This window comes from Mailhella massiliensis (assembly GCF_020741395.1).
Classification (GTDB): domain Bacteria; phylum Desulfobacterota; class Desulfovibrionia; order Desulfovibrionales; family Desulfovibrionaceae; genus Mailhella; species Mailhella massiliensis_A.
In genome coordinates, this window is record NZ_DYZA01000031.1 from 1 (window position 1) to 15,136 (window position 15,136).

A 15,136-nucleotide genomic window follows, 5' to 3' on the forward strand; every position below is an offset into this window, starting at 1 on the left:
TTTAATATCATGACATGTCATATATGACATGTCATGATATTAAACATTAAAACAGGGTGGAAATCATGGCCCACTTCATGGAAGAGATGCTGCTGTCCCCGGAACGGCAGGCCGCTATCAGGGCGCAGAAAATGGCGTTTCTGCGCGGAGGGCAGGTCGACAGGAGTATAGTCAGGGATATCATCGCCGAGTCCTGGGAGCGCAGTTATGCCTACGGCATAGATCCGGTTGCCAACCAGCCCATCATCGCCACTTCTGCGGAGTATGTTTCCACGCTGGAGAAAAATGCGACGCTGATTGAAATAGCCTCGTCGTTCATTGACAATGCGCTTCTTCCTTCCCTTCTGTTTCAGCGCAGCTCCATCACCTTTACGGATGAGCGTGGCATCGAACTTTGTTCAAGCCGGAAGAACACGGGCAGAAATGAATTTTTTCCCCGTGACGGAGGGAAGGATATTTCCACGGAGGACTCCAAAGGCACCAATGCCATTGGAACGTGTATTGCTCTGAGGGATGCTGTTGAAATTTTCGGTGAGGAGCATTTTGCGGATCGCGGCAGCAAGTGGGCGTGCACGGCCGCTCCGGTCTTCGATGATAAGGAAGATCTTCGGGGCGTGCTTTTCGTGACGCAGCCGTGCACGCTTTACCATCCGCACACCCTGGGCATGGTCAAGGCGGTGGCTTTTGCCATTTCCGGACAGCTGAGGCTAAAAACCATGCTGCGGCAGCAGCAGGCCATGGCCGACCTTATGGAAGCCGGGGCCATTATTCTTTCTCCGTCCTTGAACATAGAGATCATCAACGGTCAGGCCCGTAACGTGCTGAGGCTCGGAGGTGAGTACAGGGGCAGGAACATCATGGATATCATCCGTCCCAACAGCCGGTTGGAAGACATGCTCCACAGCCCTGTGCCCGTGGTGAACCAGGAAATGGATCTGACTCTGCAGACGGGAAAAAAGCTTTCCTGCATGATCTCCTGTTACCGGTATGGTGGGGGGCTTGTTCTGCTTCTTTCGGAAACCCGGCGTATGCGGAGCCTGGCCGTGCAGCTCGCAGGTACGCAGGCGGCCTTCACCTTCGATCAGATCATCGGCGAGTCCCCCGCCATTGTGGCGGTACGTGAACAGGCGCGTATGGTTGCTGGCCGCCATACGACCATCCTTCTTCTGGGGGAAAGCGGAACAGGCAAGGAGCTTTTTGCTCAGGCCATTCATAACGCCAGTCCCCGTGCGAACAAACCCTTTGTCGCCGTGAACTGCGGGGCCATTCCCCGTTCGCTGGTTGAAAGCGAGCTTTTTGGATACGCCCAGGGAACATTCACGGGAGGGGATAAGAACGGTAAGCCGGGCAAGTTTGAGCTGGCCGATGAGGGGACCATTTTCCTTGATGAAATCGGCGATATGCCGCTGGATGCCCAGGTGGCCCTTCTGCGCCTGCTGCAGAACGGCGAAGTGACCCGCGTAGGCGGAAAGAACAGCCGCAAGGTATCCGTGCGGGTCATTGCCGCGACCAACAGGAATCTTCAGGAAGCCATTGCCGCCCATGTCTTCCGTGCGGATCTCTACTATCGGCTCAATGTCTTTCCTCTTCAGCTTCCTCCTTTGTCGGCGCGCTCGGGAGACGTTCCTCTGCTGGCGGTGCAATTCCTGCACAAGTTCTCATCCAGCTTATATAAAAAGGTGAAAGGCTTTACCCGCGAGGCGCTTTGCCGCATGAATGAATACACTTGGCCGGGGAATATTCGCGAACTGGAAAATGTCGTTGAGCGCGCTGTGAACATCTGTCCCGAGGGAAGCTTCATCGATGTGGACAGCCTGCCGCCCTATATAGGAAAAAGCAGTGAGGGAAGCCTTATTCCCGAAGGAACGCTGTATGCCGGGGAGAGAGTCGGCATCATCGACGCCCTGCGGCAGACGGGCGGCAATATAAGGGCGGCGGCAAAAATCTTGGGAGTATCCCGCGGCGGGCTTTATGTCAAAATGAAGCGCTTTGGTTTGAATCCAGATGAGTTCCGCTGAGTTTTCCGATTGCTTTTGAAGCGTTTCCCCGCACTTAAAGTTTTTTCAACGCATGGCAGATAGCTTCGGCCTTGAGCTTCCCTATGCCGGGCAGCTGCCTGAGATCTTCGGGGGTGGCGGCCTTCATGTCCGCCACGGAATCGAAATGCTCCCAGAGAAGGCGCGCCGTGTGCGGCCCTATGCCGGGCAGCTGCCTGAGTTCCCCGCTGAAGGCCTGCCTTGCGCGGGCCTGACGATGCCTGCCTATGGAAAAATCGTGGGCCGCATCGCGCACCACCTGCAGAAAGAGCAGCTCCGGGCATCCTTCGCGCAGGGGCAGGGGATTGCTTCTGCCCGGCACGAAAATGCGGTCGGCGATGTTTCCGGCCCGGCGGTCGGCATGGCCCTTTTCGTCGCGCGCCTTGGCTATACCCGCAATGAGGAAGGGCAGGCGCCCCTCCGCGGCGAGCTCTTCGCGCAGCACCTTGTCCACGGCGGCAAGCTGTCCGCGCCCGCCGTCGATGAGCAGAAGGTCCGGCCATGGCTCGCCGTGCTCAAGGCGGCGTTTTGCCCAGAGGGAAAGGGCGGCGTAGTCGTCGCCCCCCGCTCCCTCGATGTTCCATACCCTGTAGTCTTCCTTCATCGGCCTGCCGTTTTCATAGACCACTGCCCCCACCTTGGTGTATTCTCCGCCGGTGTGGGACACGTCGGCACATTCCACGCGGACGATGGGCCGCTCGTCATGGAAGGCAGAGGCAAGCTTTTCCGCAAGCGAGGCCTCCTTCCGGTTTCTGGCCGATTCGCGGGCGTTGCTGCGGGCCATATCCATGAGGCGGCGTTCCTCCTCACTTCTCGGCACGGCGATGCGCACCGGCCCGCCGCGAAGCTCGGAAAAGAGTTCTTCCAGCGTCTCGCGGCCGCTCTTGCTTTCTTCCTCGGGGGCGGCATGTTCCTGCGCCTTGAGAAGGGCAAGGGCCTCCTCCATGAGCGGAGGGGAAGCATGGGCGCCGTTTTCTTCTGCATGTGCGGGAAAGTGTCTTTCTGGTGCGGATACGGAACAGACGCTTTTTGCAGGGGATGCGGCGAGGGTGTCTTCCCCGCAGAAGCAGGGAGTACAGCCTCCCCCCTCCATGAAGGGGGAAGCCATGCTCGCCGAGGACTGCGGGGCGACGAGGGCGCTTTGCGAATCCACGGCCAGAGGCTGGCCGGAAAGGCCGGCCTCCCAGGGCAGGTACGGCAAGACGATGCGCGAAGGGATGGAGCTTTCGGCATGGTAGAACTGGCCGAGAAAACTGACGAGAAGCTCCGAGGCGTCTTCCAGCCCCAGACCGGGCCAGAAAAAGGCGCTTCTGTCCTGCACGAGGCCGTGGCGTACGAACATGACGCCGAGCGCCAGCCCGTCGGGCAGACTCACCAGGCCAATGACGTCCATGTCGGCGCCGCTTTGCAGCACGATACCCTGCTTTTCCACGGTCTTTTCAATGGCGCGGATCTGGTCGCGCAGGGCTGCGGCCTTTTCAAATTCCAGGTTTTCGGCAGCCTGTTCCATGGCGGATTGCAGATGGTCGATAAGCTCGCGGGATCTGCCGGAAAGCAGCAGCGTCACGCGGCGCGTCATGTCCGCATAGGCCTCGGGCGTGATTTCCCCGGTGCACGGCGCGGCGCACAGATGAATGTGATGGTAGAGGCAGGGCGTTTCGCGGTTCTTCATGGCCCTGTCCGAACAGCGGCGCAGGGGAAAGATGCGGTGTATGGTCTTCCACGTTTCCCTTGCGGCAAGCCCGGCGGTGAAGGGTCCGAAATAACGCGCGCCGTCGCGTTTTTTCATGCGGCGCACGATTTCCAGCCTGGGGAAGGGATCTTTTTCCGAGAGGCGGAACATGACGTACTGCTTGTCGTCGCGCAGGCAGATATTGTAGTGCGGGCGGTGTTTCTTGATGAGGCTGGACTCAAGAAGCAGCGCTTCCTTTTCCGAGGTGGTGGTAAGGAATTCGATATCCGCAGCGCGGCTTATCATGGCCGAAGTCTTGGCCGTGAGCTGATCCGCCGGGCGGAAGTAGGAAAGCACCCGTCTGCGCAGGTTGCCCGCCTTGCCGACATAAATGATACGGCCCGAGGCGTCCTTGTACAGGTAGACGCCGGGGGTGGAAGGGATGGTGGAAGGGAGCGGACGTTCCATCATAGTTTTCAGCCTGAGAAGCGCACATCACCTTTCCGGTGATATTCCAGCGCCATCTTGTCCTGGATTTCGGGCAGGGGCGTGGGGTATTCGCCGGTGAAACAGGCCGTGCAGTATCTGTCCGGGTGGGAGACCGAGGCGAGCAGGCCCTCCTGGGAAAGATAGTGCAGGGAGTCGAGTCCGAGCATGGCCGCGATTTCATCCGGCGTGTATTTTGTGGCGATGAGGTCGGCGGGAGAGGGGAAGTCGATGCCGTAAAAGCAGGGATATTTGACGGGCGGGCTGCTCACGCGAAAATGCACGGCCCTTGCCCCGAGTTCGCGCAGCTTGGCCACGCGCGTGCGTATGGTGGTGCCGCGCACGATGGAATCGTCCACCACATAGAGGCTTTTGTTCTCTATCATGGAGCGTACGGGGTTGATCTTCACCCGCACGCTGAACTGACGCATGCTTTGGGAAGGCTGGATGAAGGTGCGGCCCACATAGTGGTTGCGGATGAGCGCGTGTTCGTAGGGCACGCCCGCTTCCTGGGCCACGCCGAGAGCAGCGTAGATGCCCGAATCCGGGAAAGGAACCACACATTCCGCGTCGGCCATGGATTCGCGGATGAGGTTGCGGCCCATGCATTTGCGGCACTGGTAAACATCTTCACCGAAAATGCGCGAATCGGGCCTTGCAAAATATACAAGCTCGAAGACACACTGGCGCACCGGGACCTCCTTCCTGCCGAAACGGAGGCTGCGGCAGGCGGATTCTCCCAGAGTGGCGACGACCATTTCCCCGGGTTCCACTTCGCGTGCATAGTCCGCTTCCAGAAGGTCGAAGGCACAGCTTTCGGAGGCGAATACCCAGGCGTCTCCCAGCCTTGCCATGCTCAGAGGATGGAAGCCGTGCGGGTCGCGCAAGGCGTAGATACGTCCTTCGCACAGGATAAGCAGGCTGTAGGCACCTTCTACCCTGTTGCAGGCTTCAATAATGGCTTCTTCCAGCGTGCGGGTGGAAAGAGCCCGGGCGATGAGGTGCACGAAGATTTCGCTGTCGATAGTGGTCTGGAAAATGCAGCCGTCGTTTTCCAGGTTTCGGCGCAGGGCTGCGGCGTTGGTCAGGTTGCCGTTGTGCGCGAGCGCAAGCTGCACGCCGTTTCTCACCCGCACAAGCAGAGGCTGGGCGTTGCGCGGCTGCGGCTTGCCCGTGGTGGAATAGCGCACATGCCCTACGGCACATTCGCCGCAAAGATGTTTCAGGTCTTCCTCATGGAATACATCCGGTACAAGCCCCATGCCCGAATGCAGGTGACAGGAGCCTTCCTTTGCGTTCCATGAGGCTATACCCGCACTTTCCTGGCCGCGATGCTGAAGGGCATACAGGCCGAAATAAGAGAGCCTCGCCGCGTCTTCATGGCCGACGATGCCGAAAATGCCGCACATGCGCGCCTCCTTTGCCTGAAGCCGGAACAAAAAAGGCCCGCCCGTTGGGGCAGGCCTGACGGCTTATTCTTCTTCTTCCGTGTGCTCTTCCTGCGCAGGGCAGGGATTGTATTCCTTGGGATCGTCGAAAATGTGGATTCCGTGCGGATAGTTGGCATGCTGCGGCCGGGGCAGTTTGTTGCACACATAATCCACATGTTCGCGCAGATCCTCCGCCGCGCGCGTCCACAAGGGGTCGAGCACTACCTTGATGCCTTCCTCACGGGCCAGTTTCACGGCCGGGACATAGTCGGCGTCGTTGGCCACGATGACGAGGCGATCGGTCTGCTTTTTGTAGGCTATAGCGGCGATATCCAGGCCGAGGAGCATGTCCACGCCCTTCTGGCGTATATCGGGATAGATATCTCCGGCTTCAATGTCGTTCACGCTGATCTCTCCGGCCATGAGTTCGCCCAGGCGGTTGGCATCAAGCTGCCACTGACCGGCCTGCCATGCGGAGCGGCCGAGGCGCAGCGTGATTTCTGGCGTAACGCGCAGCGACTGGAGAAACTGCTGCTTGCGTGCGATGAGCGGCGTCTGGGAAAAATCCATGGGACCGCTCAGGGGATGTTCACCCTTGCCGGTGAAGGGCAGGGCGTCGTAAAAAAGAATACGGCCCACGGTTTCCCCGGGGGCGAGGTGGGACAGGCAGTGCCGACGTATGCCCTGCCAGTCGAAGTAAAAAGCCTTGAGCGAAATGATGCGCTTACGCATGAATTCGCCGTCGACGACAAATGTTACTCGAGCCATTCTAGCAACCTTTTTTTTGCAGAAGCACCAATTTGGATATAGGTTCAACCATTGACGTTTTACCGGCATGTTTATGCCGTACCAGGAAAGCGGCGAAGTAAGGACGATAGTGTTACTATCTTATTCTGTCAAGAAAATGGCATGGTAATGCCGTTATAAGAGTGCCGCGTCCTCTGGGAAGAGAGCCCGGCCCGGCGGAAAATCTTTCGACGGAAGCCGTTTCCTGCTCCGAAGAGGGAAGAGTCGGGGCGCTTGCCCCCCGGGCTCGTTCGGGCTATTCTTCTTTCCCCTCGGCATGTATGCCGGGCGGAACCGATGTTCCGCATGTTTTTTACTGCGAGGTTTTCATGGCCGGTGTCCACGTCCGCTATCTCCGCGACTCCGCCGCTCTTTACGGGGGCGGTCTTTCCTATGCCACGCCCGGTTCTGCGGGCATGGACCTGCGCGCCTGCTTCGAGGAAGAGGAGCGTGTGGTGCATGCCGGGGCCCGCACGGCGGTGCCTTCCGGCATCTGTGTGGAGCCCTGCGAGCCCGATACGGCGGGCTTCATCTACTCCCGCAGCGGGCTGGGAGCCGTCAAAGGCCTTGCCGTGGCTCAGGGCGTGGGCGTGGTGGATGCCGACTACAGGGGCGAGATCGTCGTCTGGTTGCTCAATACGTCCGGTGAGGCTGTTTCCATCCGGCGCGGGGAGCGTGTGGCGCAGCTTGTGTTTCAGCCCGTGTGCAGGCCGGAGCCCCTGGCTGCGGAGGAGCTTTCCGAAACGGAGCGCGGCGGCGGGGGCTTCGGCCATACCGGCCGGGCCTGATTTTTTATGCTTGAGGTTCCATCATGTTGCCTTCTCTTGAATTTCCTGCCGATCCTTCCTGGGCCGTGCCCGATGAGATGCAGTGCGCTCTTTTGTGGGATAAGTACGAGGTTCCGCCGCATATCCGCGATCATTGCCGAGCCGTGGCGGGCGTGGCCGTGGAGATAGTCTCCCGCGCCGAGGAGCGCGGAGTCATTCCGGCGGGGCGGGCGCTCAGCGTGCCGCTCGCCCGGGCTGCGGCTCTGCTGCACGACATTGCCAAGAATTACACCATTCGTCACGGCGGCAGCCACGCCCAGCTCGGCGCGGCCTGGGTTCGGGAGGAAACGGGCAATCCGCTTCTCGCTCAGGCTGTGCTTTTCCATGTGGAGTGGCCCTGGAGCGGCGGCGAGATGGACGATGTGCGCGATCCCATGCGTCTGCCGATCATCGTGGCTTATGCCGATAAGCGCGTGCGTCATACCCAGGTGGTTTCCGTGAAGGAAAGGTTCGACGACCTTCTGGTGCGCTACGGCATAAGCGCGGACAAGATGGAGACCATTGCCGTGAACTACGCTCATGTACAGGCCGTGGAGCAGGCCATATTCGACAGGGTGGGGAGCCTTTAATGGACAGGATGCGTATTCTTCTCGTAGCCGGGGGATGGTCCACGGAGCGCGAGATTTCTCTGAAGGGGGCGGACTCCATCGCCGAAGCGCTTCGCGCCCGGGGACATGAAGTGACGCTTTTCGATCTTTCGAGCGGCTTTGAAGAGCTGCTTCAGGAAGCGGGCAGGCACGACGCGGCCTTTCTGAACCTGCACGGCCAGCCCGGGGAGGACGGACTTGTGCAGGCTCTGCTCGATGAAGCGGGCTGCCCCTATCAGGGGAGCGGTCCTGCGGGTTCCTTTCTTGCTCTCAACAAGGCGGCGGGCAAGGCGCTCATGCGCCGCTCGGGTATCCCCACGCCGGACTATGAATTTCTGCCCTTCCGCCCCGCGGAGGGATGGAAGACGTCCCTGGCCTATCCGCTGTTCGTCAAGTCCAATACCGGAGGCTCCAGCATCGACCTTTTCCGCGTGAACGATGAGGCGGAACTGGCCTCGGCCCTGGACACGCTTTTTTCTCAGCACCAGGAAGTGCTCATCGAGACGCTCATTCCGGGGCAGGAAGTCACCTGCGGCGTGGTGGGCCGCCGGGGGGAGGAAAGGGCCCTGCCGCCCGTGCTCATCGTACCCAGGCGGGAGTTCTTTGATTTTCATGACAAGTACGCGCCCGACGGCGCGGCGGAACTCTGCCCCGCGCCCCTTGCCCCGGAGGTGACGGAGAAAGTGCAGGCCATGGCCCTCGCCGCCCACCGATGCCTCGGACTTTCCGGCTACAGCCGCACCGATTTCCGTTTGCGGGACGATGGAGAACTTTTTGTGCTGGAGGTGAACACTCTGCCCGGCATGACGGGAGCAAGCCTCGTGCCCAAGGAAGCCGCAGCCGAGGGCATGGCCTTCGGAGAGCTTCTGGAAAACCTTCTGCGTTACGCCGTGGAAGGCAGACGCTGAGCCGCCTTTCCTTATTTTCACGCCCTTTTTCCCATGCGGGAGAAGGGCGTTTTTTTTATGCCCGGAAGGCGGCGCGGGGGGACTGAGGGAAGGAGCCCGGAGAGACTCCCGTCCATCCGTGGGACAACACCATGCCCCGCGCCTGCTTCTTCATGGCTGGGGAGAGGAAAAAGAAGAACAAAAATGTTATTTTGTAACATGCTGAAAAATATGATAAAAAAATAATTTTTATTTTACAAAAATGGTAATAATAAATATTTCAATAGATAAGGGAATATAAAAAATTTCGTTTTTGTCATAAAAAGAGTTGATTCTCGGGAAGAATAGGGATACTCGATAGTCGTCAACGCTAGGAAACGCCTGTTTTTGACAAAAATGTATTATACAGGCGGGCGTATGGAAATGCGTATCCGGGGCATGGCCCCCTGACATTTTTCTAAGGAGCAACGAGTCATGGGCAACAGTTATGTGCGGAATGTAGTGGAGAGCGTGCGCGCCAAGTATCCTCATCAGCCGGAATTCCTTCAGGCTGTGGAAGAAGTGCTTCTTTCCATGGAGCCCCTTTTTGAAAAGGAATCCAAGTACGAGGAGAACGCCATTCTTGAGCGCATCGTGGTGCCCGAACGCCTCATCGAATTCCGCGTCGCCTGGACGGACGACAAGGGCCGTATTCAGGTGAACAACGGCTATCGTGTGCAGTTCAATTCCGCCATAGGTCCGTACAAGGGCGGTCTGCGCTTCCACCCCAGCGTGAACCAGAGCATTCTGAAGTTCCTTGGGTTTGAGCAGATCTTCAAGAACAGCCTCACCGGCCTTGCCATAGGCGGCGCCAAGGGTGGTTCCGACTTCGACCCCAAGGGCAAGTCCGACGCAGAAGTCATGCGTTTCTGCCAGGCCTTCATGACGGAACTTGTCCGCTATGTGGGCGCCTTGAGCGACGTGCCCGCCGGGGATATCGGCGTGGGCGGCCGTGAAATCGGCTATCTGTTCGGCCAGTACAAGCGCCTGACCAGCCGCTTTGAAGGCGTGCTCACCGGCAAGGGCCTCAAGTGGGGCGGCTCACTGGCCCGCACCGAAGCTACCGGCTTCGGCAACGTGTATTTCGCCGACAACATGCTTAAAGCCGTAGGCAAGGAAATCGAAGGTAAGAAGGCTGCCGTGTCCGGTTCCGGCAACGTGGCTATCTATACCGTGAAGAAGCTCTATCAGCTCGGCGCCACGCCCGTGACCGTGTCCGATTCCAGAGGCTGCATCTACCAGCCTGCCGGCATCAATCTGGAAGTGCTCCAGCAGGTCAAGGAACGCGAGCGCGCCTCCCTCACCCGCTATGCGGAACTGTGCAAGGACGCCACCTACATTCCTGTGGCCGACTACCCTGCCGGCGAACATCCTGTGTGGAACGTGGGCGCGGATCTTGCCTTCCCGAGCGCCACGCAGAACGAAGTCACCCTTGCGGACGCGAAGAACCTCCTTTCCAAGGGCTGCATCCTGGTGAGCGAAGGCGCGAACATGCCTTCCACCCTGGAAGCCACCGCCGAATTCCAGAAGGCGGGCATCTGCTTCGGCCCGGCCAAGTGCGCCAACGCCGGCGGCGTGGCCACGAGCCAGCTGGAAATGGAACAGAACGCGGGTATGACTTCCTGGACCTTCGACGAAGTGGACGGCAAGCTCAAGGGTATCATGGCCGGTATCTTCAAGGCCGCGCATGACACTGCCGAAGAATTCGGCCAGCCCGGCAACTATGTGATGGGCGGCAACATTGCGGGCTTCCGCAAGGTGGCCGACAGCATGATCGAGCAGGGCGTCATGTAAGTATCAGCCTCCTCCTCTACAAACAGAAAAACACCGTCTTCCCCGAGGGGAGGACGGTGTTTTTCTGTCATGGGGCAAGGGCCTGCCCCGTCTTCAAGGGAAGATATCGGTTTTGCCCGCGTCTTTTCCTGAGGCGAGGGATGCGCCTGAAGCAAAGGGATGGACAGGGCCTTTTTTCTGCGCGGCGGGGCTCCTGCGGGCGGCCATGATGCCGGAGGGGAAGCGGACGGGCCTCAGCCCTGCCTTTCCATCGCTCCGAGCCCGAAGGGCTTCTGCATGTCGAACCAGAAGAGGAAGGCCTTTTCCCACTCCGCGAAGGAGGGGATGCTCTCATCTTTCGGCGCATCGGGGGGCAGGGCGTTGCCCTGAAGGTCGATTTCATTGTTGGCGAGCGCCTGCACCCAGCCGTGGAAGCAATCCAGGCGGCGGCGGAAGGATGCGTCTCCGGCAAGGGCGCTCATGTTCGCTTCAAATTCGGCGCTGCCGGGGCGCACCCCCGTTTTTTCTCCCAGCCAGCTGAAGATAACATCCCGCGAGAGCTCCATGGAGACAAGACGGCCCTGCATGGCGTCGAGAATGGCGGCAAGGGCCGGCTCTTCCTCGCGGGACAGGGCGGCCGTGCCGGCGGGTACGGCAAGGATTGCGTCCATGGATTCCACGGCCAGTTCCCGTTCCGGCGAGGCCTGCATGGGCGCGCCGCCGTCGGGGTCTTCCGCGTCTTCCAGAAAATAGAAACGGAGCCAGTGCTCATAGCGCATGGCTTTCAGAAAAAGGTCGGCAAAAGATTCCGTCATGATAGTCCCCCTGGAGCGGCAGGTTCGGCATGCAAATGGCCGCGTTGCCCATGCGGGTCGGCAGGATCGCGTTGCCCGCATGCCCGGGCGTCCCCTTCTGGAGGATGGGCATGCGGCGCGGTGAAGGCCCGCCCCTGTTTTTCTGTCTGCCGGGCAGCCTTGTCAAGGGAAAAGCCCCGGGTGGAATACGTCCGGCGGGGAGCGGCAAAAGCGCGTTTGCCGGGGCGCGTTCTTTCCGGCATGCCCCGCCCGGGTTTCGGAGCCCGGCGGCATCTCATTTCCCAGCCATGAAGTTCCCCTTCCTCCCGGGCCGGTTTTCCGCGGGAAAGGGGAGGGCCTTTCATGGGTTCTCGGGGTATTTCAAGGGGGGAAAAAGAGGCTTTGAAAAAGGGAAAAGCTTGGGAATCCGGTATGTTTTCCTTATTCCTCCCATAGCGCGGCGCTTGCCATTTGACGGCTCCTTTGGCAGTATGAAATCATATCATCAAGGGGGTTACGATGGACTTTCTTCCCATCAGGCGCGCTCTTCTGAGCGTGACGCATAAGGACGGACTTGCGGAATTCGCCGCTTTTCTTCACAAAAAGGGCGTTGAGCTGGTTTCCACCGGCGGCACCATGAAATTTCTGAAGGATCAGGGCCTTCCCGTGACGGCCGTGAGCGAGGTCACCGGTTTTCCTGAAATCCTGAACGGCCGCGTGAAAACCCTGAATCCGCGTATTCACGGCGGTATCCTTGCCAACAAGGACGTGCCGGAGCACATGAAGACGCTTGAAGAGTTCGATATCAAGCCCTTCGACCTCGTAGTCGTCAACCTGTACGACTTCAAGTCCGCGCTGGAAAAGCATCTTGATCCGCTCGCCATGGTGGAGGAAATTGATATCGGCGGCCCCTGCCTGCTGCGCGCTTCTTCCAAGAACTTCAACAGCATCCTCGTGCTTTCCGATCCTTCCTACTATGCCGAGGCCATGGAAGAGATCGAAAAGGGCGGGGTGAGCATCGAATTCCGCCGCCGCATGGCTGCCGCTACCTTCCGCACCACCTCCAATTACGACGACATGATCGCCACCTGGATGGCCGGAGGCGTACAATAGCCGCCCGTGTGGAAGGCAATACCGCGGGCCTCAAGCCCAGCGAGTTGAAAGCTCTCAACAGGCTGGGGCAGCGCCGCTATGCGCCTCAGGGCGGCTACAGCCCTGAACAGGCGCGGGAACTGGCGGCGCTCTCCCGCCTTTTGTCCCGGCAGATAGGCCTTGCGCTGGACAGACAGGGCCGGGTGAGCATGGTCATCGTGGGCGACGCCTCTTCCATCCTCATTCCTGAGCTTCCCCATGCACGCACGGGCGCGGGCCGTCTGCGCGGCCTGCGCCTTCTGCATACGCACTTAGGTTCAGAGGGCCTTTCCCATGAAGACCTCATGGACCTTCTTTTCCTGCGCCTTGATTCCGTGAGCGTGCTCACCGTGGATGAATGGGGGCAGCCCGGCATGTGCCAGAGCGCCCACCTCATGCCGCCCGCGCCGGGGCAGGAGGATTCCGGCTATGCCGTGGGCGACATGCTCTCATGGGACAGGGTGGATATCGACTTCACCCGCCAGGCGGAAATGCTGGAAGAGGAGTTCGGCCGCGTCCTCGATGATGCCGTGAGCACCGGCGAGGAAGAAGAGGGCGAGAGGGCCGTGCTGGTTTCCGTTTCGCTCGCGCCGCGCGCCGTGCAGGAGCGGCACCTTGCCGAGCTTGCGGAACTGGCCCGCACCGCGGGTGTGAAGGTGACGGGCAGCATGATACAGCGCGTGGCCGCTATCCACCCCCGGCACATCCTCGGCCGCAGCAAGCTGGCCGAGCTGGAAGTGCTTGCCCTTCAGGGGCAGGCCACCCTGGTTATTTTCGACGGGGAGCTCAGCCCCGCGCAGCTCAACAGCCTTTCGGAGCTGACGGAGCGCCGCGTCATGGACAGGACGCAGCTCATTCTCGATATTTTTGCCGGGCATGCGGTGACGAAGGCGGGCAAGCTGCAGGTGGAAATGGCGCAGCTGCAATATTCCCTGCCGCGCCTTGCAGGCAAGCACCGCTCCATGGACCGCCTTGCGGGCGGTATTTTCGGCAACAAGGGGCGCGGCGAAACCAAGCTGGAGCTGGAGCGTCGTCGCATCCGCGAGCGCATCACCCGCATACGCAAGGATCTGGAGGAACTGCGCCGCCAGAGGTTCCACACAAGGGCGCGCCGGGCGCGTCAGGGCCTGCCGCTCGCCGCACTGGTGGGCTATACCAATGCCGGGAAATCCACACTCCTGAACGCGCTGACGAAGGCCGACGTGCTGGCGGAAAACAAGCTTTTCGCTACGCTGGATCCCACCACACGCCGTCTGCGTTTCCCGAAGGAGAGGGAACTTGTGCTGGCCGATACCGTGGGCTTCATTCGTTCCCTGCCCCGGGAACTCATGGAGGCCTTCCGCGCTACGCTGGAAGAGCTGGAAGCAGCCGACCTGCTCATTCATGTGGTGGACGCCTCGCATCCCGAGAGGGATCAGCAGATGGAATCGGTGGAGCGCATTCTTGCCGAGATGGGCCTTCAGCATATTCCCCGTGTCACGCTTCTGAACAAATGGGACGCCGTGCCCGTGAACGACAGGGTTCCCCTGCTTCTGGACCGGCCGGAAGCGATTCCCGTTTCTGCCCTTGCAGGTACGGGACTTCAGAAGGCGGCCGCCGCCATAGAGCGGCAGATGTTCGATGAAGGCGCGTGGCAGCGCCGGGATCCGCAGACCTGGGAGGAATTTGAAAAGAAAGGCAGGGTAAGGAAAAGGCGCGCCGATGAGGAAATAATACTTGACGACACCGAGCCTTTTCGGTAACTAACAGCAACGCAGCACGTCCCCATCGTCTAGCCGGCCCAGGACAGCGGCCTTTCACGCCGTCAACAGCGGTTCAAATCCGCTTGGGGACGCCAAAAATTTCAATAGGCTACAGCAGCTCAGTTTTTAGGTTACAAAAATTGGGTTACAATTTTTCCTCAGGAGACCTTCTCTTGAGGAATTTTTGTTTTAAGCAGGTCTTCCACTACCTGCCCGATGCCGCTGCCTCCCAGAGCCGAAAGAATTTCGCTCTGGTCCGTGTACAGCCCCGCGCTCTTCGTATAGCGATCCGTTGTAGTCGCTCGATAATGTCCCATAAGGACTTGGGCGGCATTCAGACCTGAACTCACGAACGTGATGGCCGCACTCTTGTGCCGGATGGCGTGAAAACCGAAGGGCTTCACATGGGCTTTCCGGCAGAGACGCTCCATGAAGTGAATGCGCTGGGTGAACGGCTGCCCCAGAAACGTGTCGTTCTGAAGCTGCATGAACACATTGTCCACCTTGCAGGGGCGGGCATCCCGCCACCACTTGAGCGCCTTGACCAGTTCCGGGTGCATTCGGAGCCAGCGCACCCGTTCCATTCCATTCCCCGACTTGTTGTCGGTCAGCCTGATTTTTTCCTTCTGAAGGTCCACATCGCTCCACGTCAGCCGGAAGATTTCACTCCTGCGTCCTCCCGTGAAGTACAGGGTCAGCAGCATGACCAAGTCCTGCCCTTCTGCCTGCTGAAACACCTTGATGACATCACTTTCTGGTGGAACATAGCGGTCGCCGTGCTTTACGGGAAATGGCTTCACCTTCAGAAATGGTGGTGCCACCTGTGGGAATCCCTCAAAGAAGTCGGAACCCCAGTTCCATGCCGCCAGCAGGTTCTTGCGGTACTTGTTGGCGACGTTCGCCCCGCGTTCATCCTTGATTCTGGAAAGAAACTCATAGGCTCTTG

Annotated in this window: 12 protein-coding genes and 1 tRNA gene; 8 read left to right on the forward strand and 5 right to left on the reverse strand. The window is 59.7% G+C overall.

The genetic code is table 11. The features are described 5' to 3' along the window. Positions 1-65: 65 nt before the first annotated feature. A complete protein-coding gene (locus tag K8W16_RS01770) occupies positions 66-2,018 on the forward strand; it encodes a sigma-54-dependent Fis family transcriptional regulator (RefSeq protein WP_304120625.1) in 1,953 nt (650 codons plus the stop codon). 34 nt (positions 2,019-2,052) lie between these two features. On the opposite strand, the gene uvrC is transcribed toward K8W16_RS01770, so the two are convergent. The 3 genes from uvrC to K8W16_RS01785 form a co-directional block, all read right to left on the reverse strand. Next, a complete protein-coding gene (gene uvrC, locus K8W16_RS01775) occupies positions 2,053-4,176 on the reverse strand; it encodes an excinuclease ABC subunit UvrC (protein WP_304120643.1) in 2,124 nt (707 codons plus the stop codon). Positions 4,177-4,184: 8 nt separating this feature from the next. Beyond that, positions 4,185-5,603, reverse strand: a complete 1,419-nt coding sequence (purF, locus tag K8W16_RS01780; protein ID WP_304120627.1) for an amidophosphoribosyltransferase — start codon at positions 5,601-5,603, stop codon at positions 4,185-4,187. Between the two features lie 63 nt (positions 5,604-5,666). After that, positions 5,667-6,392, reverse strand: coding sequence for an NYN domain-containing protein (locus K8W16_RS01785; RefSeq protein WP_304120630.1), 726 nt, complete (start codon positions 6,390-6,392; stop codon positions 5,667-5,669). 347 nt (positions 6,393-6,739) lie between these two features. Between K8W16_RS01785 and dut the strand changes: the two genes are divergently transcribed. The 4 genes from dut to gdhA all read left to right on the forward strand — a co-directional run bounded on the left by dut (position 6,740) and on the right by gdhA (position 10,544). Then, the gene (dut, locus tag K8W16_RS01790) at positions 6,740-7,198 is read left to right on the forward strand and encodes a dUTP diphosphatase (RefSeq protein WP_304120632.1); all 459 of its coding nucleotides are present in this window, start codon (positions 6,740-6,742) and stop codon (positions 7,196-7,198) included. 23 nt (positions 7,199-7,221) lie between these two features. Continuing rightward, entirely contained in the window at positions 7,222-7,806 is a 585-nt protein-coding gene (locus K8W16_RS01795) for an HD domain-containing protein (protein WP_304120634.1), read from the forward strand. A gap of 8 nt (positions 7,807-7,814) precedes the next feature. Then, positions 7,815-8,732, forward strand: a complete 918-nt coding sequence (locus tag K8W16_RS01800) for a D-alanine--D-alanine ligase (RefSeq protein WP_304120645.1) — start codon at positions 7,815-7,817, stop codon at positions 8,730-8,732. Positions 8,733-9,185: 453 nt separating this feature from the next. Further along, a complete protein-coding gene (gene gdhA, locus K8W16_RS01805; RefSeq protein WP_304120635.1) occupies positions 9,186-10,544 on the forward strand; it encodes an NADP-specific glutamate dehydrogenase in 1,359 nt (452 codons plus the stop codon). Positions 10,545-10,777: 233 nt separating this feature from the next. Here gdhA and K8W16_RS01810 read toward each other — a convergent pair whose 3' ends face one another. After that, positions 10,778-11,338, reverse strand: a complete 561-nt coding sequence (locus tag K8W16_RS01810) for a hypothetical protein (RefSeq protein WP_304120637.1) — start codon at positions 11,336-11,338, stop codon at positions 10,778-10,780. Positions 11,339-11,836: 498 nt separating this feature from the next. Between K8W16_RS01810 and K8W16_RS01815 the strand changes: the two genes are divergently transcribed. The 3 genes from K8W16_RS01815 to K8W16_RS01825 all read left to right on the forward strand — a co-directional run bounded on the left by K8W16_RS01815 (position 11,837) and on the right by K8W16_RS01825 (position 14,285). Further along, positions 11,837-12,430: an IMP cyclohydrolase gene (locus tag K8W16_RS01815; RefSeq protein ID WP_304120639.1), complete on the forward strand. Its 594-nt coding sequence runs from the start codon at positions 11,837-11,839 to the stop codon at positions 12,428-12,430. A gap of 140 nt (positions 12,431-12,570) precedes the next feature. Then, on the forward strand, positions 12,571-14,190 hold the full coding sequence (hflX, locus tag K8W16_RS01820) for a GTPase HflX (RefSeq protein WP_304120647.1): 1,620 nt from the start codon (positions 12,571-12,573) through the stop codon (positions 14,188-14,190). Between the two features lie 18 nt (positions 14,191-14,208). Continuing rightward, positions 14,209-14,285 (forward strand) — tRNA-Glu (locus tag K8W16_RS01825). A 63-nt stretch (positions 14,286-14,348) separates the two neighbouring features. Here K8W16_RS01825 and K8W16_RS01830 read toward each other — a convergent pair. Next, positions 14,349-15,136, reverse strand: a 788-nt coding sequence (locus K8W16_RS01830) for a site-specific integrase (RefSeq protein ID WP_304120641.1), incomplete at its 5' end; no start/stop codon positions are given.